Source organism: Burkholderia sp. BCC0405 (assembly GCF_902833075.1).
GTDB lineage: Bacteria > Pseudomonadota > Gammaproteobacteria > Burkholderiales > Burkholderiaceae > Burkholderia.
Map to the genome: position 1 here is coordinate 49,018 of NZ_CADFEO010000001.1, position 19,847 is coordinate 68,864.

23 protein-coding genes are annotated in these 19,847 nt (G+C 66.8%); 10 read left to right on the forward strand and 13 right to left on the reverse strand.

All coding sequences use genetic code 11. The annotated features are described in order from the left end of the window. Positions 1 to 344 precede the first annotated feature (344 nt). Genes HWX36_RS00210 through HWX36_RS00220 form a run of 3 tightly spaced genes read left to right on the forward strand, consistent with a single transcriptional unit; the run spans position 345 to position 2,661 of the window. Positions 345 to 947: a DUF1326 domain-containing protein gene (locus HWX36_RS00210; RefSeq protein WP_175950293.1), complete on the forward strand. Its 603-nt coding sequence runs from the start codon at positions 345 to 347 to the stop codon at positions 945 to 947. Positions 948 to 970: 23 nt separating this feature from the next. Then, positions 971 to 1,759 (forward strand): DUF2182 domain-containing protein, encoded by a 789-nt coding sequence (locus HWX36_RS00215; protein ID WP_175950294.1) that lies wholly within the window; start codon positions 971 to 973, stop codon positions 1,757 to 1,759. Between the two features lie 8 nt (positions 1,760 to 1,767). Beyond that, complete coding sequence (locus tag HWX36_RS00220) at positions 1,768 to 2,661, forward strand: DMT family transporter (protein ID WP_175950295.1); 894 nt, start codon at positions 1,768 to 1,770, stop codon at positions 2,659 to 2,661. A 131-nt stretch (positions 2,662 to 2,792) separates the two neighbouring features. Here the strand turns inward: HWX36_RS00220 and HWX36_RS00225 are convergent, their stop codons facing one another. The 6 genes from HWX36_RS00225 to HWX36_RS00250 all read right to left on the reverse strand — a co-directional run bounded on the left by HWX36_RS00225 (position 2,793) and on the right by HWX36_RS00250 (position 10,104). Next, the gene (locus HWX36_RS00225; protein ID WP_175950296.1) at positions 2,793 to 3,119 is read right to left on the reverse strand and encodes a DUF4148 domain-containing protein; all 327 of its coding nucleotides are present in this window, start codon (positions 3,117 to 3,119) and stop codon (positions 2,793 to 2,795) included. 224 nt (positions 3,120 to 3,343) lie between these two features. Next, complete coding sequence (locus tag HWX36_RS00230; protein WP_175950297.1) at positions 3,344 to 4,225, reverse strand: PilZ domain-containing protein; 882 nt, start codon at positions 4,223 to 4,225, stop codon at positions 3,344 to 3,346. Positions 4,226 to 4,304: 79 nt separating this feature from the next. Continuing rightward, the gene (locus tag HWX36_RS00235; protein WP_175950298.1) at positions 4,305 to 6,875 is read right to left on the reverse strand and encodes a transglycosylase domain-containing protein; all 2,571 of its coding nucleotides are present in this window, start codon (positions 6,873 to 6,875) and stop codon (positions 4,305 to 4,307) included. Between the two features lie 176 nt (positions 6,876 to 7,051). Further along, complete coding sequence (gene lhpH, locus HWX36_RS00240; RefSeq protein WP_175950299.1) at positions 7,052 to 8,059, reverse strand: trans-3-hydroxy-L-proline dehydratase; 1,008 nt, start codon at positions 8,057 to 8,059, stop codon at positions 7,052 to 7,054. Between the two features lie 65 nt (positions 8,060 to 8,124). Then, the gene (locus HWX36_RS00245) at positions 8,125 to 9,246 is read right to left on the reverse strand and encodes a branched-chain amino acid ABC transporter substrate-binding protein (protein ID WP_175950300.1); all 1,122 of its coding nucleotides are present in this window, start codon (positions 9,244 to 9,246) and stop codon (positions 8,125 to 8,127) included. 120 nt (positions 9,247 to 9,366) lie between these two features. Beyond that, positions 9,367 to 10,104 carry a GntR family transcriptional regulator gene (locus tag HWX36_RS00250; protein ID WP_175950301.1) on the reverse strand — a complete coding sequence of 246 codons (738 nt, stop codon included), beginning with the start codon at positions 10,102 to 10,104 and terminating at the stop codon, positions 9,367 to 9,369. 263 nt (positions 10,105 to 10,367) lie between these two features. On the opposite strand from HWX36_RS00250, the gene lhpI reads away from it, so the two are divergent. The 3 genes from lhpI to HWX36_RS00265 all read left to right on the forward strand — a co-directional run bounded on the left by lhpI (position 10,368) and on the right by HWX36_RS00265 (position 12,655). Next, positions 10,368 to 11,303 (forward strand): bifunctional Delta(1)-pyrroline-2-carboxylate/Delta(1)-piperideine-2-carboxylate reductase, encoded by a 936-nt coding sequence (gene lhpI, locus HWX36_RS00255; protein ID WP_175950302.1) that lies wholly within the window; start codon positions 10,368 to 10,370, stop codon positions 11,301 to 11,303. 151 nt (positions 11,304 to 11,454) lie between these two features. Further along, positions 11,455 to 11,859 (forward strand): response regulator transcription factor, encoded by a 405-nt coding sequence (locus HWX36_RS00260; RefSeq protein WP_175950303.1) that lies wholly within the window; start codon positions 11,455 to 11,457, stop codon positions 11,857 to 11,859. A gap of 16 nt (positions 11,860 to 11,875) precedes the next feature. Then, complete coding sequence (locus tag HWX36_RS00265) at positions 11,876 to 12,655, forward strand: helix-turn-helix domain-containing protein (protein WP_175950304.1); 780 nt, start codon at positions 11,876 to 11,878, stop codon at positions 12,653 to 12,655. Between the two features lie 53 nt (positions 12,656 to 12,708). On the opposite strand, the gene HWX36_RS00270 is transcribed toward HWX36_RS00265, so the two are convergent. The 6 genes from HWX36_RS00270 to HWX36_RS00295 form a co-directional block, all read right to left on the reverse strand. Continuing rightward, positions 12,709 to 13,059: a metal ABC transporter ATPase gene (locus tag HWX36_RS00270; RefSeq protein WP_175950305.1), complete on the reverse strand. Its 351-nt coding sequence runs from the start codon at positions 13,057 to 13,059 to the stop codon at positions 12,709 to 12,711. 155 nt (positions 13,060 to 13,214) lie between these two features. After that, the gene (locus tag HWX36_RS00275; RefSeq protein WP_175950306.1) at positions 13,215 to 13,454 is read right to left on the reverse strand and encodes a UDP-glucose 4-epimerase; all 240 of its coding nucleotides are present in this window, start codon (positions 13,452 to 13,454) and stop codon (positions 13,215 to 13,217) included. A gap of 16 nt (positions 13,455 to 13,470) precedes the next feature. Continuing rightward, on the reverse strand, positions 13,471 to 13,761 hold the full coding sequence (locus HWX36_RS00280) for a DUF1488 domain-containing protein (RefSeq protein ID WP_175950307.1): 291 nt from the start codon (positions 13,759 to 13,761) through the stop codon (positions 13,471 to 13,473). A gap of 161 nt (positions 13,762 to 13,922) precedes the next feature. Next, on the reverse strand, positions 13,923 to 14,321 hold the full coding sequence (locus HWX36_RS00285; RefSeq protein ID WP_175950308.1) for a DUF488 family protein: 399 nt from the start codon (positions 14,319 to 14,321) through the stop codon (positions 13,923 to 13,925). 161 nt (positions 14,322 to 14,482) lie between these two features. Continuing rightward, entirely contained in the window at positions 14,483 to 15,685 is a 1,203-nt protein-coding gene (locus tag HWX36_RS00290) for an amino acid aminotransferase (protein WP_175950309.1), read from the reverse strand. Between the two features lie 46 nt (positions 15,686 to 15,731). Beyond that, the gene (locus tag HWX36_RS00295) at positions 15,732 to 17,117 is read right to left on the reverse strand and encodes an amino acid permease (RefSeq protein WP_175950310.1); all 1,386 of its coding nucleotides are present in this window, start codon (positions 17,115 to 17,117) and stop codon (positions 15,732 to 15,734) included. Positions 17,118 to 17,435: 318 nt separating this feature from the next. Here HWX36_RS00295 and HWX36_RS00300 point away from each other — a divergent pair, with 318 nt between their 5' ends. Further along, positions 17,436 to 17,909 carry an Lrp/AsnC family transcriptional regulator gene (locus HWX36_RS00300; protein ID WP_039367332.1) on the forward strand — a complete coding sequence of 158 codons (474 nt, stop codon included), beginning with the start codon at positions 17,436 to 17,438 and terminating at the stop codon, positions 17,907 to 17,909. An 18-nt stretch (positions 17,910 to 17,927) separates the two neighbouring features. Here the strand turns inward: HWX36_RS00300 and HWX36_RS00305 are convergent, their stop codons facing one another. Continuing rightward, on the reverse strand, positions 17,928 to 18,083 hold the full coding sequence (locus HWX36_RS00305; RefSeq protein ID WP_175950311.1) for a hypothetical protein: 156 nt from the start codon (positions 18,081 to 18,083) through the stop codon (positions 17,928 to 17,930). A gap of 143 nt (positions 18,084 to 18,226) precedes the next feature. On the opposite strand from HWX36_RS00305, the gene HWX36_RS36915 reads away from it, so the two are divergent. From HWX36_RS36915 to HWX36_RS00320, 3 genes are read left to right on the forward strand one after another with little or no spacing between them, the layout of a single operon-like run. Continuing rightward, complete coding sequence (locus HWX36_RS36915; protein WP_244136266.1) at positions 18,227 to 18,805, forward strand: PAAR domain-containing protein; 579 nt, start codon at positions 18,227 to 18,229, stop codon at positions 18,803 to 18,805. 3 nt (positions 18,806 to 18,808) lie between these two features. Further along, the gene (locus HWX36_RS00315) at positions 18,809 to 19,441 is read left to right on the forward strand and encodes a type VI secretion system amidase effector protein Tae4 (protein ID WP_175950312.1); all 633 of its coding nucleotides are present in this window, start codon (positions 18,809 to 18,811) and stop codon (positions 19,439 to 19,441) included. Continuing rightward, the gene (locus tag HWX36_RS00320) at positions 19,438 to 19,773 is read left to right on the forward strand and encodes a hypothetical protein (RefSeq protein ID WP_175950313.1); all 336 of its coding nucleotides are present in this window, start codon (positions 19,438 to 19,440) and stop codon (positions 19,771 to 19,773) included. Before HWX36_RS00315 ends, HWX36_RS00320 begins: the two co-directional genes overlap by 4 nt. Positions 19,774 to 19,847: the final 74 nt, after the last annotated feature.

The following is a 19,847-nucleotide window of genomic DNA, read 5'->3' on the forward strand; positions in this document are numbered from 1 at the left end:
ATGCTCCTTGTTGTTCGTTGAAGTCGTGGAACCCGGTGCCGGGCCTGCCGCGCTGTCGCGCATCGGCCGCCGTCCCGCGGCGACACCGATCGCGATGCTAGCGCACGCGCGCCGGCTTGTCAGCCGGCGCCGCAGCATGCGACGGCTTGCATATCGGCCCTTCGCACCTACACTTGAAAGTCGATACGCCGCTTCAGGCCCGCGCTATCGCATCCATCCCGTCTTCGCTTCCGCGCATTCCTCAGCGCATTTCGCGTTCGCATCGCCGAGCGGGGTGACGATTCGTCTGTCGGCTTCCTCCCCCCAGCCCAACGTGCCATCGCCGTCGCTCCCTGGAGGGAATCATGAGCTATCACCTTGAAGGCCGTCTGCTCGAGGTCTGCAACTGTCGCGTACTCTGCCCGTGCTGGATCGGCGAGGATCCGGATTTCGGCGTCTGCGACACGATCGTCGCCTGGCATGTCGACAAGGGCACCGTCGACGGCCTCGATGTGGGCGGCAACACGATCGCCGCGGTGTGCCGCGTGCCGGGCAACATCCTGCAAGGCAACTGGACCGCTGCGATCTATCTCAGCGACACGGCGTCCGACGCGCAGGAGCAGGCGCTGCTCAAGGTCTACACGGGCCAGGCCGGCGGCCCGATCGCCGAGCTCGCGAAACTGATCGGCACGGTCGTGTCGATCGAACGCGCCCCGATCACGTTCAATGTCGAAGGGGCGCGCGGCACGCTGTCGATCGGCACCGACTACCGCGCGGAACTCGAGCCGTACCTCGGCCCGAGCGGCGCGCAGACGACCCTGACCGACACCGTGTTCTCGACGGTGCCCGGCGCACCGGTGTTCGTCGGCAAGGCGCCCGTCTACCGGTCGAAGAATGCGGCGATCGGGATCGACGTCGATCTGAAGAATCACAACGCGCTGCAGAGCACGTTCCTGTTCGACGCGTGAAGCGCGATCGCGCGCCAACGGTCATGGCTGCGTCGCTGCATCGGCGCGTGTTCCCGCTTGTGCTCGCGAGTCTCGTCGCGTTCGCCTGGCTCACTCTGTGGGCGTGGACGCGCAGCCCTTACGGGCGCTACCTCGACCACGGCGGCAGCGCGTTGGCCGAACCGTTCAGCGCGCTGTGCCGCGCGCTGCCCGGCGGCACGCTGTGGCTGCCGGCCGCGTTCGCCGCGGCCGGCTGGACGCTGATGATCCTCGCCATGATGCTGCCGACGACGCTGTCGCTGTTCGATGCGTTCGCCCGCGTCGTCGCAAGCCGCCCCGATCAGGCGCGCCTGCTGGCGCTCGTCGGCGTCGGCTACGTCGCCACGTGGAGCGGCTTTGGCCTCGTCGCGCATGGCCTGCACGGGCTGCTGCTGGCCGGTGTCGCGCGGGTGCCGGCGCTCGCGTGGCGCGGCTGGCTGATCGGCGCGGCCGTTTTCGCGCTCGCCGGCGCGTTCCAGTTCAGCGGACTGAAGACGCACTGCCTCGACCGTTGCCGCACGCCCTACAGTTTCGTGATCAGCCGCTGGCGCGGCCGCGCGCCGATGCGTCACGCGTTTGCGCTCGGCGTCAGCCATGGGCTCTTCTGCGTCGGCTGCTGCTGGGCGCTGATGTTGCTGATGTTCGTCGTCGGCGCCGGCAGTCTCGGCTGGATGCTGGCGCTCGCCGCGTTGATGGCCCTCGAGAAGAATGCGTCGTGGGGGCGGGCGCTCACCGCGCCGCTCGGCGCCGCGTTGTTCGGCGCGGCCGTGCTGATCGTCGCCAGCCACGCCTGAGGCCCGCGATGCGACCGCCCGCCTCCGCCTTCGCGCGGCATGTCCGGCCGGGCGTGCGCGTCGCCGCGCTGACGTCGATCGCGATGCTCGCCTTCGCGTCGAATTCGCTGCTGTGCCGGCTCGCGCTGCAGGCCGGACGGATCGACGCGGCCAGCTTCGGCAGTCTGCGCCTCGTATCCGGCGCGCTGCTGCTCGCGATCGTCGCGCGTGCGGGGGCACGACAGCCCGCCCCGCGAGCCGACTGGCCCGCCGCGGCGATGCTGTTCATCTACGTCACGTGCTTCTCGTTTGCGTATCTGACCGTCAGCGCGGCCACCGGCGCGCTGATCCTGTTCGGCGCGGTGCAGCTGACGATGTTCGCGGCGGGATGGCACGCCGGCGAACGGTTTGCCGCGACCGGATGGGCCGGGTTCGGCGCGGCGCTCGGCGGACTGGTGTATCTCGTGTCACCCGGGCTCGCCGCGCCGACGCCGCAAGGCGCCGCGCTGATGACGGCCGCCGGCATTGCATGGGGCATCTATTCGATACGTGGCCGTCGGCCCGTCGATCCGGTCGCGGCAACCGCCGGCAATTTCCTGCGTGCCGCGCCGCTGGCACTCGCGCTAAGCGTCGCGCTCGCCTCCCGCTTTCACGTCACGCTGGCCGGCGTCGCACTCGCCGCGCTTTCCGGCGCGATCACGTCGGGCCTTGGTTACGTGGTCTGGTATGCCGCGCTGCGGCACCTCACGGCGATGCGCGCCGCGGCGGTTCAGCTCTCCGTTCCGCCCGTCGCCGCTTGCGGCGCCGTGCTGTTCCTGTCGGAACAGCCGACATGGCGGCTCGCGCTCGCATCGGCCGCGATCCTCGGCGGCGTCGCGGCCGTGCTCGCGACGCGGGCACGGCAGGCGGGCAGCATGCGGTGATGCGCATCAAGTTGCAGTGCGCACGCGGCCCCACCCGTTCAGGCGGCAAAAATGCAAAACCCGTACACGGATACCGTGCACGGGTTTCAGATGAAACGGCAAACCGTGCGCCCTCGCGGACGCTGCCTGGCTTAGTGGCCGAAGAACACCGACGAACGGTCGGTTGCGGCCGGCACGACCACGCGCTGACCCGATTGCGACGTCGCGGCGGCGTTCGCACCGTAGCCCGTTGCATCAGCTTGCGCGCCCGTGTTTTGCGCGGCGGCGATCTTTGCCTGTGCGGCCTGGATGTTTTCCGGGTAGTTCATCCAGTCGTTCGGGTTGTAGCCGGCCTTTTCGAGCTGGACCAGCTCGGCGCGCACTTGCGCGCGCGTCAGCGGCTGCTGGCTCTGTGCAAACGAGACAACCGGTGCGGCCACCAGGGCGGCCAGTGCAACTGCCTTGATCAGCGATTTCATGATGCGTTACCTCCAGGATTGTTTTGTCAGGCGCTTCGGACTCGGGGTCGTTGCGCATGAGGTGAAGTTTAGGAGGTCACGCTATCAGGGTAAATACTTAAATCGCGAATTCACTGTTGACGGAAAAACATACAATCGCCACGGAATCGCTCAAACCATCAGACGATTGTCGGCATTCGCGCACCGAATACCCCGACACGGCGCCCGGCGCGCCTGGCCGCGCATCAGCGCCGCCGATCGGTATCCGACGACGCCATCAGCCGGTCGAACAGCAGCGCCTTGAGGCGGATCAGGTCGTCGGCGCCGGTCTCGCCGAACGCCGCGTGATGCAGCGTCAGCGCGAGCGCCGCCGGATCGGCATGGACGGCCCGCACCGTGCTGTCGAGCGCCAGCAGTTCGACCCGGCCGCCGGTCGCGTACGGAAGCTGCACGCGCAAGGGTTCGCCGATTGCGGCGATCGGCCGGTCGACGGCAATCGACAACCCGCTGACACTGATGTCGTGCACCATCCCGATGCCTTCCGCGCCCTCCGGCCCGCCCGCGCAACAGGCCGCGATCCGCACCGCCACGCGCGGCTCCGCGCGCGTACGCAGCCGGTCGACGAAGCCGGGCGGCGACAGCATCAGGAACCGCGCGGCACCCGCCGCATGCACCGACTCGACCGTCGCGCCGAAACGCGACACCGCGGCACGGCCGATCGCCACGGCCTCGATATCGTCGCCAGGCGTGAAGTCGATCGCGGTCGCCGGTTGCGGCTCGACGAACAGCGCGCCCGATGCGGCAATGCCGATCAGACGATAGCGCTGCAGCCCGCGTGTCGTGCCGACCCGGCGGCGGATGCCGATCGAAGCCCCCGCCGACAACCCCATCCGCGGCGCGTGAGGCACCGCGTCAGGCACGCGCGGCTCGGTTTCGGCTTCGGCGTCGTCGCGCCGCCGTACCGGCCGGAAATGATCGAACAGGAATGCATGCTGCGCGGCATCGCGCAGCGTCGTGCCGGCCGGCAGCAGCGCGGCGCCGTCGGCATCGTAGAGATCGAAGCCGAGCGGGACGCCGGCGGCGAGATCGTCGCACGTGAGCGCGACGTAGTCGGTAGATAGCCTCATCGGAGCGGCGCGGAACGACCGCGCGAGCTGTCATGACAACAGGATTACGGCAGCTTCGCGCGAAATCTGAACGGCTCCGTTACTGCGACGCGCCGGTCGCGTCGGGTGCGGCCGGCACGGGCGCTTGGGACGGTGCGGCCGAAGGGGCGGCAGCCGGTGCGGCGCCGAGGCCCGCGCTGCCTCCGCCCGCCGCGCTCGCCCCCGCTGGCGGCTGCGCGGGTTGCGGCTGCGATGCGCCCGCCGACAGCGCGGCGGCCGACGCGGCCACTTCGGACGCCGGCACCCATTCCTCGACGATGCCGCCCGATGCCGCATCGGGCGCCGAGGCCGCGCCGGTGTCAGCCTCGGGCGCACGCTCCACCCGCTGCGTCCTGACCGGCGCAGGCGCTTTCTTCGCCTCGGGCGGGAACCACGTGTCGAACAGGTCCGTCGCACGCTCGCGCAGCGACGCGAACCAGCCCGGCGACGGCTCGGTATCGAATTTCGCCTTCGTGTCGACGATCCGGGCGCGCTGCGCACGCTGGAAGAAATCGCCGACGATCGGCAGCGCACTGTGTGCGCCCTGCCCCCAGTAGTCGCTGCGCAGCGTCACGCGCCCGTCGTCGAAACCGACCCACGCACCGGCGACGAGGCCGGGCTGCATCAGGATGAACCAGCCGTCCGCGTTGTCCTGCGTCGTGCCCGTCTTGCCGGCCACGTCGCCGCGGATCCCGAAGCGCGTGCGGATGCTGCCGCCCGTGCCCCGCGTCACGACATCGCGCATCACGCTGAGCAACGTCTTGTCGGTTTCGGCGTCGAGCGCGCGCTCGGGCGGCGCCGGCGCGTATTCGGCGAGCACGTCGCCCTGGCGGTTCTCGATGCGCGTCACCATCTGCGGCTCGACATACAGCCCGCCGTTCGCGATCGTCGCGTAAGACGCGACCATCTCCTTCAACGTGACCGGGCTCGTGCCGAGCGCGAGCGACGGCACGCGTTCGAGCGGGCTTTCGCGCACGCCCATGTCGCGTGCGAGCCTGGCCACGGCAGCCGGCCCGACCTTCTCCATCACCTGCGCGGTGATCCGGTTGCGCGACAGCGCGAGCGCGTCGCGCAGCGTCATCGGCTTGCCGGTCGGCGGCACGTCGTCGTTCGGCCGCCAGATCTCGCCGCCCTTCAACGGGATCTCGACCGGCTGGTCGATGAAGGTGTCGTCCGGCTTCATCCCGCTCGCGAACGCGACGCCATAGACGAACGGCTTGAACGTCGAGCCCGGCTGGCGCCGCGCCTGCGCGACGTGGTCGAACGGCTCGCTGGCGAAGTCGCGGCTGCCGACCCACGCGCGGATCTGCCCGTTGCGCGGATCGATCGCGAGGAAGCCGGCCTGCACGTCGGTCTTCGTCTTGCACAGCGCGCGCATGAAGCCGCGGTCGGCCGCGAGCAGCTTCATCGCGGCCGCGTCGTCCTTGCCGGCGTCCTGCTCGGCCTTGTACTCGGGCGACTCGCGCATGAAGGTGCGGAACACCTCGTTGTCGGTGCCGCAGCCGTCGCGGCCGCTCCATGCGTTGTTCGCGATGCCCTGCAACTGGTTGCCCTGCAGCATGAGCGCCTGCGTCGCCATCTGCTGCAGCCGCGAGTCGATCGTCGTGCGCACGATCAGCCCGTCCGAGTAGATGTTGTAGTCGTTGCGGTCGGCCCATGCGATCAGCCATTTGCGCAACTGCTGCGCAAAATGCGGCGCCGGCCCCGGCGGCTCCTTCTGGCGCTCGAAGTCGACGCGCAGCGGCCGGCGCTGCAACTGCGCGAACTGCGCCGGGGACAGCTTGCCGTACTTCACCATCTGGCCGAGCACCGTATTGCGTCGCTGCAGCGCCCGCTCGGGATTCAGCACCGGGTTGTAGTAGCTGTTGCCCTTCAGCATCCCGACGAGCGTCGCGCTGTCGAGCACGTCGAGCTCGTCGGCCGACTTGTCGAAATAGGTACGCGCGGCCATCTCGACGCCGTACGCGTTGTACAGGAACGGCACCGTGTTCAGGTAGGTCTCGAGGATCTGGTCCTTGCTGTAGACGGCCTCGATCTTCAGCGCGGTGATCGCCTCCTTCACCTTGCGCGTGAGCGTCGGCGCGCGGCCGATCTCGTCCGGATACAGGTTGCGCGCAAGCTGCTGCGTGATCGTCGAGCCGCCCTGGCGGCTGCCCGAGAACGTATGGAGCGCGGCCGACGCGGTGCGCTTCCAGTCGAGGCCGTGGTGCTCGTAGAAGCGGTGGTCCTCGGTCGCGATCAGCGCGTCGACCATGTGCGGCGAGATCTGCTTGAGCGGCACCCACTCTCGGTTCGACGGCTTGAATTCGGCGAGCAGCTTGCCGTCGGCGGACAGCACCTGCGCGGGCTGGTCGACGCGCGCCTTGCGGATATCGCCGATGCCCGGCGTGAACGGGATCAGCACGACCACGTACAGCACGAACAGCGCCGGCACGGCGGCGGCCGCGAGCAGCACGCCGCGGCGCGTCGGATGACGCAGATGGTGCCACGCGGCGGCGGAGAGAGGCTTGACCCTCGCGGCGGCGGCGGTCGCGACGGGTTGGGCGCGCGCGACCCATCTGGCACAGAAGTCACGCACTGACGACACGTTTCGGCGATTCACGCGGGTGGAGCTCGGCTGAAAAGGCTGCATCGTACCAAAACTCGCGCGGACCGCCGGGCGGCAATGGCGTGGCGGCGGCCCATACGGAGCGGCTGCGCGGCGGTTCACATGCAAAAAAAGGCGCGCGCCCCGCAACGGGAACGACGCGCCAAGCCTGGTACTACAAACGGGCGGCCGCGCTAGGCGCGGCCAATCGGCGCGGCGCCTCAGCGCACGAGAAAACCGTAGGTCAGCGGATCGCGTTCGTCGACGATCCAGTTCGCGAACCCGCAGATATGCGCGCTGCCCTCCACTTCCGGAATCACGGCGGGGATGGCCCCGACCGTCGTCTCGCGCAGCACGCGGCCCTTGAAGACCGTGCCGACGATCGATTCGTTGACGAGCGTGTCGCCGGCCGCGAGCAGGCCGCGCTGGTAGAGCTGCGCGACCCGGCCGCCGGTGCCGGAGCCGGTCGGCGAGCGGTCGACCTCGCGATCCGCGAACACGCAGCAGTTCGCCTGCGTCGAGCCCGGGTGGCGCGGCGCGTTCGCGATGATCGTGCCGTAGATGTGGTTGATTTCCGGAATCTCCGGATGCACGACCGGGTACTTCGCGTTCGCGGCGGCCTTCACTTCCGCGCCGAAGCGGATCAGCCTTTCCACCGCCGCTTCGCGCACCGGCAGGTCGAACGGCGCGCCGTCGACGTAGAAATAGAACGCGCCGCCGTATGCGATGTCGCCCGTCACCGTGCCGAACGACGGCGTCTCGACCGACACGTCGCGTTGCCAGATGAACGACGGCACGTTGACGAAGCGCACCGGCCCCGCGTGCTCGCCGTCCCACCTGACGAACGCCTCGATGAAGCCGCACGGCGCGTCGATGCCGACCCGTGTTTCCGGCACCGTGCGCTGCACCCAGCCGAGCTCGACGGCCGCGGTCGACAGCGCGATCACGCCGTGCCCGCAATGGTCGCTGTAGCCTTCGTTGTGCAGGAAGATCACGCCGAAATCCGCGTTCGGCGACACGGGCTCGGTCAGGTAGCCGCCGTACATGTCGGCGTGGCCGCGCGGTTCGAACATCAGCGCGCGGCGGATCTCGTCGGCGTTCTCCTTGAGCCACGCGCGACGCTGGACGATCGTGTCGCCCGGCAGGCGCGGCAGCCCGCTGGTGACGATACGAAACGCTTCGCCGCCGGTATGGACTTCGACGGTGGAAAGGGATCGGGAAATTTTCATGGTCGATCGAATGCGTTGAAACGAAAGACGGCGGCCGCGCCGCCGTCCGATGGCAGGCTGGCCGGTTACTTCGCGTACGGTTCGGGCAAGCCGTTGCGGATCACGTAGACGGTGGTCGGCGCGCCCTTCAGGTCGCCGTTCGCGTCGAACGAATAGGTGCCCGCGACGCCCGCATAGTTCGACTTCGCGAGTTGCGCGATCAGCTTCGCCTTGTCGGTGGTCGTGCCGGCCTTGACCATCGCGTCGGCGAGCAACTTCATCCCGTCGTAGTAGTTCACGCCGTAGACCTGCGTATCGGTGTGATACGTGTCGTGGTACTTCTTCAGGAATTCGCGGCCGGCCGCCGTCTTCTCGAGCGCGACACCGCCCTGCGCGCAGTAGACGATCGACGCCGCGTCGCCCGCGACCTTGCCCATGTCCGCCGAGCAGATGCCGTCGCCGCCGAGCAGTTTCGCGCGCAGGCCGCGCTGCTTCATCTGCTTGGCCATCGGCGCGCCCTGTGCGGCATAGCCGCCGAAGAAGATCACGTCGGGGTTGCTGGCCTTGATCTTGGTGAGAATGCCGAGGAAATCGGTGGCCGACGAATTCGTGAATTCCTGGTCGACGATCTTGATCCCGTTCGCCTTCGCGACGTTCATGAACTGCTCGGCAACGCCCTGCCCGTACGCGGTGCGATCGTCGATCACGGCTGCGGTCTTCGCGTTCAGCGTCTTCGCGGCGAAGGTGGCCATCGTGCCGCCGAGCTGTTCGTCGCTCGCGCCGATCCGGAAGATGTTCTTGAAGCCCTGCCTGGTCAGCGCCGGATTCGACGCCACCGGCAGCATCGGCACGCCGGCAGTCGAGTACACGCGCGAGGCGGGAATCGCGACGCCCGAGTTGTATGGCCCGAGCACCGCGACGACGCCCTTGTCGACGAGATTCTGGGCAACCTGCACGCCGGCTTTTGGATCGGCCTGGTCGTCGTCGGAAACCAGTTTGAAGGTGACGGTCTTGCCGGCGACCTTGATGCCGGCCTTGTTGAGTTCGTCGACGGCCAGGCGCGCGCCGTTTTCATTGTCCTTGCCGTTCGCGGCCTGCGGGCCGGTCAGCGGCGCCGAATGGCCGATCATCACGACTTCCTGCGCATGCGCGGAAGTCAGCGCGCCGGCGGCGATGGCCACCGAGAGCGCGGTAACGAGGTGTCGCATGATGTCTCCTGATTGGTTTTGTGTGAAACCAATGTAGGACACGCGTGGTCACCATGCAAGCAATTCAAAAATAAAAACTTCGATTCTGGTCATTTTTCAGACCAGAGCAAGCCCGCGCGGTCACTTCGGCGCGATGTCGCGCCGCACGCGGCGGATGTGCTGCTCGACATAGAACGCCGCCGCATCGGCGTCGCCGGACACGATCGCCTCGTAGATCAGCCGGTGTTCGGACACGTAGAGCCGGATCCGGCCCGCATCGTAGATGCCGTCGTCCTTCAGCCGTTTCCACAGCGGCTGGTCCATCGTCTTCGCGACTTCGTCCGCTATCTTCACGATCAGCGCGTCGCCGGTCATCAACGCGAGTTGCCGGTGGAACAGCCGGTCGCTCTCGTTCCACAGCGCGCGCTGATGCGGATCGTCGACGTCGGTAATGGTCTCCATCTGGGCCAGATAGCGCTCCGCGCCGGGGTCGGCGCGACCGTGCGCGGCCGCGAGGCGTGCGATCGCGGGCTCCAGGATCAGCCGCACGTCGAGCGTCGACGTCGGGCTGAAATCGGCTTCGGACGCCCGGTGCATCTCGCCGCGCTGCGCGAGCACGTCGAGCGGCGACGCCACGACGTAGGTGCCCGAATTGCGCTTCGTGAACACGAGCCCTTCGTTCTGCAGCGCGCCGAGCGCCTCGCGCACGGCCGGCCGGCCGACCTGGAACAGCCCCGCGAGCTCGCGCTCGGACGGCAGCCGCGACTCGGCGGCATAGCGTCCCGCGCGGATCTCGTCGCGGATCTTCTCGGCCACCTGCTCGTAGATCTGCAGCGGCCTGAAACCGCCTTCGAGTGTGTCGGGACGCGCGGACATCATCGTGTAGCTCCTGCCCGGTCGCGGGCGTGAATCTGGAATGGGTTCGCACTATACCGGAGCGCGCCGGCAGCGAGGCCATGACGGCCCTTCTGGATAGATATTAGAACCAAAACAGGCGCGCCGCTTTATTTTCTGGGTTGCGGATGGGCCAGCAAGTGGTATAGATTCGATCCACACTGCCCTGTGTCACGGTATCCGGCAGCCCTGTGGCGGGCGCGGCATGCGCCCGTCGTCCACGCTCACCGACGCATACGACGTACACAATGACCGCTCTTTCCCCGATTCCCGTTCTCGATGCAGCCGACACGGCCGCGCTGCTCGACTACCCGGCGCTGCTCGCCACGCTCAGGCAGGCCGTCGCCGACTATGCGGCGGGCGAGATCGTCAGCCCCGAACGCCTGGTCGTGCCGCTGCAGGCCGGCGGCGTGATGCTGTCGATGCCGTCGAGCGCGCGCGACCTCGCGACCCACAAGCTCGTGAACGTGTGCCCGGGCAACGGCGCGCGCGGGCTGCCGACGATCCACGGGCAGGTCACGGCATACGACGCGACCACCGGCGAAATGCGCTTCACGCTCGACGGCCCGACGGTCACCGGACGCCGCACGGCGGCCATCACCGCACTCGGCATCCAGGCGCTGCATGGCGCCGCGCCGCGCGACATCCTGCTGATCGGCACCGGGAAACAGGCGGCCAATCACGCGGAAGCGCTCGCCGCGATCTTTCCCGAAGCGCGCCTCCACGTGCGCGGCACGAGCGCCGACAGCGCGGCTGCGTTCTGTGCCGCGCACCGCGCGCACGCACCGCGTCTCGTGCCGCTCGACGGCGACGCGATTCCCGATGCGATCGACGTCGTCGTCACGCTGACGACGAGCCGCACCCCCGTCTATCGCGAAGCCGCGCGCGAAGGCCGGCTCGTGGTCGGCGTCGGCGCATTCACCGCGGACGCGGCCGAGATCGACGCGAACACGGTGCGCGCCAGCCGGCTGGTCGTCGACGACCCGGCCGGCGCACGCCACGAAGCCGGCGACCTGATCGTCGCGCAGGTCGACTGGCGGCACGTCGCGTCGCTCGCCGACGTGCTGGCCGGCGCATTCGACCGCACGGGGCCGCTGCTGCTCAAGAGCGTCGGCTGTGCCGCGTGGGATCTCGCCGCGTGCCGCACGGCGCGCGATACGCTGGCTGCGCACCGGGCCGGCTGAGTCGGCTGCACACGCGGTACGTCACGAAGCGGCCGCACCGGCGGTTTCCCGTACGCGTTGTAGGAATTACCCTACAACGCGCCGCAGCGGCCTACATCAACTTCCAATTCGGCCGATTTCATTTTCGGCGGCGCAACACGATACTGCCGGCATGAATGCCAGCCAGTTACCCCCAGCGCTCCGGGTGTTTCTCGTCGATCACGCCATCGCCGTCCGGCAGCGGATCGCGCTGCTCGTCGGCGCGATCCCCGGTGTCGCCATCGTCGGCGAGGCGGAGGACGGCCAGGACGCGTGGACGCAGATCCGAAGCAGCCAGGCGGATGTGGTGATCGTCGACCTGCGGCTGGCGGACGGCAGCGGCCTCGACCTGATCGGGATGCTGTCGAAGGCCGCGCCGCGCATCGTCACGATCGTGCTGACGAATCACTCGGGGCCGGCATTCAGAGTGGCATGCGCGTCGGTCGGAGCCGACTACTTCTTCGACAAGACCGTCGAATTCGACGCCGCATGCCGTGTTATCGAATCCCTGGTGCACGCTCGCGCGCACCGCCCCTGACGAGCCGGAGTGACTCATGTCCACAGCCACCCCCTGTGCCGCCGACGTATCCATCGTGCCTCGGCCGACGATTCCGCTTCGCGCGGTCACGCGCGCCGACGCCGCCAAGCATCCCGCCGCGCGCTGCTCGGTATGCGCGATGCGTTCGATGTGCCTGCCGCCCCACCTGACCGCGGCCGAATACGGCCGCCTCGATGCGATCATCTGCACGACCCGGCAGGTTCGCCAGGGCGACGCGCTGTTCCGCACCGACGATCCGTTCCAGAGCATCTATGCGGTGCGCGCGGGTTCGTTCAAGACGGTGATGATGCACCGCGACGGCCGGGAACACGTGACGGGCTTCCAGATTGCCGGCGAAACGCTCGGGATGGACGGCATCGGCAGCGGCCAGCACTGCTGCGACGCGATCGCGCTCGAGGACAGTGTCGTGTGCATCATCCCGTTCGGCGCGCTCGAAGCGGCGTGCCGCGAGATCAAGCCGATGCAGCACTTCCTCTACCAGATGCTGAGCAGCGAGATCGTGCGCGAATCGAGCCAGATGCTGCTGCTCGGCACGATGTCGGCCGAGCAGCGCGTCGCGCATTTCCTGCTGAACCTGTCGTCGCGCTTCGAGGCGCGCGGCTATTCGGCGACGGAATTCAACCTGCGGATGACGCGCGAGGAAATCGGCTGCTATCTCGGGATGAAGCTCGAAACCGTGAGCCGGATGTTCTCGCGGTTCCATCGCGAAGCGCTGGTCGAAACGCGCGGCAAGCGCGTGCGCATCATCGACTCGCAAGCGCTCGCACGGGTCTGATGGAACAAGTCAGGACGACGCCCGGCCGCCGGCGCGGTTTCGCGCGCGATGCATCATTGCACCGCGCCGCCGCCCGCCGCGTTGCGCAGCTCCGCCCTTGCATCGCCCGCCTGGCGCGCGATCAGCGCCTGCTCGGCCTGCATGAACGCGCGGCGCAGCACGTCGTCCAGATCGTCGCCGACGCACGGCGGTAGCGTCCAGAGCGCCGTGTCACGCATCACGAGGTCGAGCCGCACGTCGTACCGGCGTGCGCCATCGGCGGCGGCACGCAATTCGATGGCGAGATGGCAACCGCCGATCAGCGCGCGGAACCGTTCGAGCCGCACCAGCTGCGCGCCGGCTTCGGCCTCGACCGCGGCGGAACCCGCGAATCCGTGGCAGGCGATCTGCATGCCCACGCCCATGTCGTGTCTCCTGACGGGGCCGCCCGCTCGTCGACCGCCTTGCAAGTGCCGCCCGCACCAAAAAGCGGCGGCACGTGTTACCCGTGGCACGGCGCGATTTCTTCGATCGCTGCCCGGCCGATAGCCTGCCCGCGCCTTCGCCGGCGCGGGACCGTTCATACGTTGAAGGTCTGCGACGTCTTCATCTCGATCCACGTCATGCCGGCCCGCAGCCCTTCGATCATCGCCTCGCGTTCGGTCGGATACGCATGGCTGTGCTCGAACGTGTGATGAAAACGCGCGGCGCCGGTGCCATGCTCGACCGTCACGCGGCAGCGGAATTCGCCCGATTCGCACGGTCGCGTCTCGACCTCGACGGACCAGTCGCGTTCGTGAATGTTGCCCTGCAATGTCATGCGCCCTCCTGCGGTATCAGTCTTCGAGCCGGAAGTGGCCGCTGTGCAGCAGCACCGGCCGGCCGCCGATTTCCTCGAGCATGCGTCGCGCCATCGCTTCGATCGCCGGCCGGTGCGCGTCGAATGCGGTCAGCAGGTCGCGTTCGAGCAGCGACGGCGCCCCGAAATGATCTTCCAGCGCCTCGGCCGTGACCGCGCACTGTACGCAACGCCCGTCGACCAGCGCCGAAAACGCCACGACCAGGTCGCGTGCGCAATATTCGGGTGGTTCCGGCGGGAAGGCAATCTGCATCTGTCCGCCTGTCATCGTCGTGATGGCTCCATGACAAGAGCATAGTGGCGCGCGCGCCCGCACGCTTGACCCACGTCAACGGGTTCGCTGCGCCGCACGATAACGGCGCGGCGGCTTACCCGGCGCGGCTGCGCGATGCCGCTCGAAGCCCGGCTTGAGCCCGTTTCAGTCCGCTTTCAGCCCGCGTCCGGCTCGATCGCCGCACCGCGTTCCGCGAGCAATTCGCGCAGCACGCTGCGGTGGCAATGGCGTTCGTCGTCGCAGTAGCAGCCGACCGAGAACGCGGTGGTCGCCGACAGCGCCGCCAGCAGGTCCAGCACCTTCGCCGCATCGCCCTGCGCCATTTCCGCGCGGAAGCGGCGCCGGAACGCGTTCCATTCGGCATCGGTTTCGGCGGCCTGCGCCTGCGCGACGAGTTCCGGGCTCGGCGAGAGTGTCGGCAACCATACATCATAGTAGTTGCGCGACGCGAATTCCGCCTTCGGCACGCCGCGCGGCGGCCGCCGCACCGTTCCGATCCGCAGGCCCTCGCCGGCCGCGCGCGGCGTGCCGAGCTGGATGATCCGGATGCCCATGTCGCTCCTTCCGAGTTGCGTTCGATTCCGTGATCGTACCGCCGCGCCTGCGCCCGCGTCAGCCCGGTGGCGCACATTGCGGCCGCACAAAAAAACCGGCTGCCCCCTCGCGGGAGACAGCCGGTTCGGCCAGCCGCGTGGCGCGCCGGAGCGCGCCGCGCTCAGACGCCGCTCTTCAGCACCTTGCCGATGGCGTCGGCGACGATGGCGACGTTCGAGTCGTTCAGGCCCGCCACGCACATCCGGCCCGAACGCAGGATGTACACGCCGTGCACTTCGCGCAGCGCATCGACCTGCGATTCGGTCAGGCCCGTGTACGTGAACATCCCGCGCTGCTTCACATAGCGCGTGAGTGCCTCGCCGCTGACGTGGTCGCGCAGGCCGTCATGGATCGACTGGCGCATCCGCGCGATGCGGCGGCACATCGCCGCCAGTTCCTCTTCCCACTGCTTGCGCAGCGCAGGCGTGCCGAGCACGGCCGCCACGACCTTCGCGCCGAAGGTTTGCGGGTTGCTGTAGTTCGAGCGCACGGCGCCGGCCAGCTGGCCGAGCACGCGGTCGGCCGCGGCGGCATCCTCGCAGACGACGCTCAGGCCGCCCACGCGCTCGCCGTACAGCGAGAAGTTCTTCGAGAACGAGTTCGCAACCAGCGTCGGCACGCCGCGGCGGGCGAGTTCGCGCACCGCGAAGGCGTCCGCGTCGAGGCCCGCGCCGAAGCCCTGGTACGCCATGTCGACGAACGGCAGCAGCCCGCGCGCCTCGATCACGTCGATCAGCTTCTCCCACTGGCCTTCGTCGAGGTCGACACCGGTCGGGTTATGGCAGCACGCGTGCAGCAGCACGATGCTGCGCGCCGGCAGCGCGTCGATCGCCGCGAGCATCGCGTCGAACTTCAGGCCGCCCGTCGCTTCGTCGTAGTACGGATACGTGTTCACCGTGAAACCGGCGCGCTCGAAGATGAAGCGGTGGTTTTCCCAGCTCGGATCGCTGAGCCACACCTGCGCATCCGGGAAGTAGCGCTTCAGGAAATCGGCGCCCACCTTCAGTGCGCCCGAGCCGCCGAGCGTCTGCAGGGTCGCGATGCGGCCGGCCGCGCGGGCCGGGTGATCGGCGCCGAACACGAGCGCCTGGACGGCGTCGCGATACGCAGGCAGGCCGACCATCGGCAGGTACGGCTTCGGGCCGCTCTCGCGCTGCAGCGCGGCTTCGGCTTCGCGCACGGCGCCCATCACCGGAATCCGGCCTTCGGCATCGAAGTAGATGCCGATGCTCAGGTTGACCTTCTGGTCGCGCGGATCCTTCTGGAAGTTCTCGTTGAGCGTCAGGATCGGATCGCCCGGGTACGCGTCGATGTGTTCGAACATGGCTTGAGTCGGTCTCGTTTGGAAGAATGATCGGTCGTGGCCTGCGTCAGCGCGCGGATGCGCCGTCGTGCACCGCATAGCCTGCATTCTTCTGACGGAAGCGATACCCGACCGCGAGCACCGCGAGCCATACCGGGATCAGGTACACCGACAGGCGGAGATCCGGCGTCAGGTACATCACGACGAGAATGCCGGCCATGAATGCCAGGCACAGGTAATTCGTGAAAGGATAGCCCAGACTGCGGAAGGAAGTCTCCTCCCCGGCCGCGCGCTTCGCCTGGCGGAACTTCAGGTGGATCAGCGTGATCATCGCCCAGTTGATGATCAGCGCCGACACGACGAGGCCCATCAGCACCTCGAACGCCTTGCCCGGCATGAAGTAGTTGACCAGCACGCACACGCCGGTCGCGAGCGCCGACGCGCCGAGCGCGGCGAGCGGAATGCCGCGCTTGTTCACCGAGCACAGCACCTTCGGCGCGTTGCCCTGTTTCGCGAGGCCGAACAGCATCCGGCTGTTGCTGTACACGCCGCTGTTGTAGACCGACAGCGCGGCCGTCAGCACGACCACGTTCAGCACATTGGCCACCACGTTGCTGCTCAGCGCATGGAAGATCAGCACGAACGGGCTGCCGCCGGTGACGACCTTTTCCCACGGATACAGCGACAGCAGCACGGCGAGCGCGCCGATGTAGAAAATCAGGATGCGGTAGATCACCTGGTTGGTCGCACGCGGAATGCTGCGCTTCGGATCGTCGGCCTCGGCCGCGGTGATGCCGATCAGCTCCAGCCCGCCGAACGAGAACATGATCGCGGCCATCGACATCACGAGCCCCGACACGCCGTTCGGGAAGAAGCCGCCGTGCTGCCACAGGTTCCGGACACTCGCCTCCGGCCCCGCATGGCCGCTCACGAGCAGCCAGCCGCCGAAGCCGATCATCCCGACGATCGCGGCGACCTTGATGATCGAGAACCAGAATTCCGTCTCGCCATACGACTTCACGCTTGCCAGGTTGAGCAGGTTGATCGCGACGAAGAACACCAGCGCCGACACCCAGGTCGGCGCGCCCGGCCACCAGTACTGCACGTAGATCCCGACGGCGGACAGCTCGGCCATGCTGACGAGGATGTACAGCACCCAGTAGTTCCAGCCCGACAGGAAGCCGGTGAAGTGGCCGACGTACTTGTTGGCGAAATAGCTGAACGAGCCGGCGACGGGCTCGTCGACGACCATCTCGCCGAGCTGGCGCATGATGAAGAACGCGACGACGCCCGCCACCGCGTAACCGAGCAACACGGACGGGCCCGCCATCTTGATCGTCTGCGCGATGCCGAGGAACAGCCCCGTGCCGAGCGCGCCGCCGAGCGCAATCAGCTGGATGTGCCGGTTCTTCAGCCCGCGCTTCAGGCCGTCGCTCTCGTTTCCAGAAACCATGTCTTCTCCACTCTGTCCGCCTCCGCCTGAAGCGGCGCGGCGCGCCTCGGTGTGCCGGGCGCTGTTTTTGCTGTGCCGGGGCCGTTCGTGGAGCCGCCGGGTTGGGGACTGCAATCTTCGCGTGGCGGCGCCCGATTCGCGTCGGCGTGCCCGCCAGACCGGCCACCGACTGTCGCCGCGCCCGCATGGCTGCGTTCGCACACGAAAATCCGGCGTCAGTTTAGCGTCGCGACGGGGAAATCGGGTTTCGTAACCCGTTCATGCAAACCCTACATTATGAGATAAGATTGCATCCAGGAGACGAATGAGGAAACAAAAATGCATGAACCGGTTCTGGATCGCCTCGATCGGCACTTGCTCGCGATCCTGCAGGAGAACGGCCGCGCGTCGAACCTCGATCTGGCGAAGGCCGTCGGACTGTCGCCCGCGCAGACGCTGCGCCGCCACCGGCGGCTGGAAGAGATCGGCGCGATCCGCCGCTACGAAACCCGGCTGTGCCCCGACACGCTCGGTTTCGGCGTCACCGCTTTCGTGCACGTGACGATGGAGCGCGGGCATATCCGCGACCTGTCGAAGTTCCAGAAACTGGTGTCCGACCTCGCGCAGATCCAGGAGTGTTTCTCGGTGACGGGCGACATCGACTATGTGTTGAAGGTCGTCGCACACGATCTGAAAGGCTTGTCGCGGTTCCTGCTCGAGACGCTGATGCGAATCCCCGGCGTGAGCGGCGTGCATTCGAGCGTGTGCCTCGACGAGATCAAGTGCACGAGTGCGATGCCGGTGGAAGCGTGACAGCCGACGTGCCGGCGGTCATTCGCAGACGGGCGCCTGCGCGATCGACGGCGGCGTAGCCGCCACGTGGGCCGGCGTCGACAGCGAGTTCGCGTCGACCACGCCACCGTCTCTCAACCGACGTTCGGCGCACGACTTCAGACGGTTGATCAGCAATACGCGGGCTGCGATCATCGGCAACTCGAGCGCGTTGTTGATTGCCTCACGTCACATCGACGATGCGTTAACGCATACAAACCGTCGAATCAGTCACACGCAAATTCGAATTAGTCCCATAGACAAATTTCCCCTTATCGATGACTGTCGTCGATTCCTTAATGCAAAAGGAAACGACGATGCGCAGAACAGCAGCAAGAGACAGGGACTCGACCACTACCGGCGGATTCGTCATTGCCGTCACGTCAACGATATTCGATAACGGTAAACGCGTTGCGCTGGATGGCGACGAAGCAACGTGTGGCAATTGCAAAGGGGCTTTCAAGATTTTCGGCAGCGCCACGCGCATGAGTTGCCACGGTCGTAGAGTCGTTTTGAATGGAGACCCCGTGCTCTGTCCGTGTGGACAAAACAAGGTCGTCGCAGGCGATGACAGCCGGATTTTCTACGAAGCTGACAGCAGCACGTCCAGGCAAGTAGCAGCCACTCGTGAAGCTCGGTCACCTGTATCGCCAACCCAATCTGCCGCACCTTCCGGCTACGACGAAAAGCTGGTGTGTACGACGCGCGAGTCGGTACTTGTCGGATATCCGTACCACATCGAAACGGCGGATGGCCGCACGTACAACGGCCGACTCGATCCAAGCGGAGAGTTGCCCCGCATCGATACCGGCAAAAAGCCCGATGAGTACACAGTTTATTGGGGCGACGAAGCCATTGAAAAACAATACGAGAGTTGACTGATGCCAAACAAGCCTACGAAGGTTCGCTCGAACGACACTAAAGGGCCCATCAAGCCGGTAACGCTTCAGACGTTGTCATTTCGGGAACTTTGGAGCGCCTATCCAAAGAAGGGTCCATACGACGATCCCACCGGCCAGTATGAGAACCAGTGCGCCATTCGCATGAGCGTTACGTTTCACCACGTCGGAAGCAACATGAAGTCGTTTTCGCAGAAGGTGTTGAAACCGATGCCTGGGAAGAAGTCGTTGGGTCGTCTGATACTCGACGGGAAAGCGACAGCGACGCGTGCCTACGAGTTGGCCGAATGGTTGAAGCTTCACCCGTTCCTCGGTCTGGGCAAGCCGGAGAACATCACCGGCAAGGACTGGCAGCGCAAGATTAAAGGTCGAACCGGTATCATCTATTTTTTTGGCTACTGGCGGCAAGAAGGGGATACTGGCGACGCGTTGAGCGGCGGCCATATTGACCTATGGAACAAGGATACCCTTACGCCATCTACTGCTTCGTTCTGGAGGTTTCGCATAGGCGTGCCGAGCATGATTAACCCACTTGATTACCTTCGGGGCCGACGCGGGAATTGGTATTCAGATCTGGGCGACTCGAAAGAAATCCTTTTCTGGGAAGTCAAATGAAGCGATTGGCAGTTGCCGTTCCGGGGTTCCTATGGGGTTTGCTCATCACATGGGCGTCCCTTTATACGTTCAGCCGTATTCATTGGCCGGCTCCGCCGTCGCATTCGACCGGCTGCAACGATATGGAACACTGCGCTCCACACGCAGTATTCATCATTGGCCTGTTCGCCCTGACCTTGTGGCCTTCGGTCGTCTTTGCCGCGCTCAATGCCTTCGCTTACCGACGTTGGTCGTCGCGCAAGTGGGGTATCACGTTTATTGCAGCTACGCTATTTGTTGTTCTCTTTCATCTTGCGACCTACGCACTCCCCGCGCTAGTTTTTTTCGGCTAAATCGGCCTACCGAAGCGGCCTGACGGAGTTTGTGCGCCGCTTCGCCTCCCTCCACGGCTCTCTCCAGATACGGT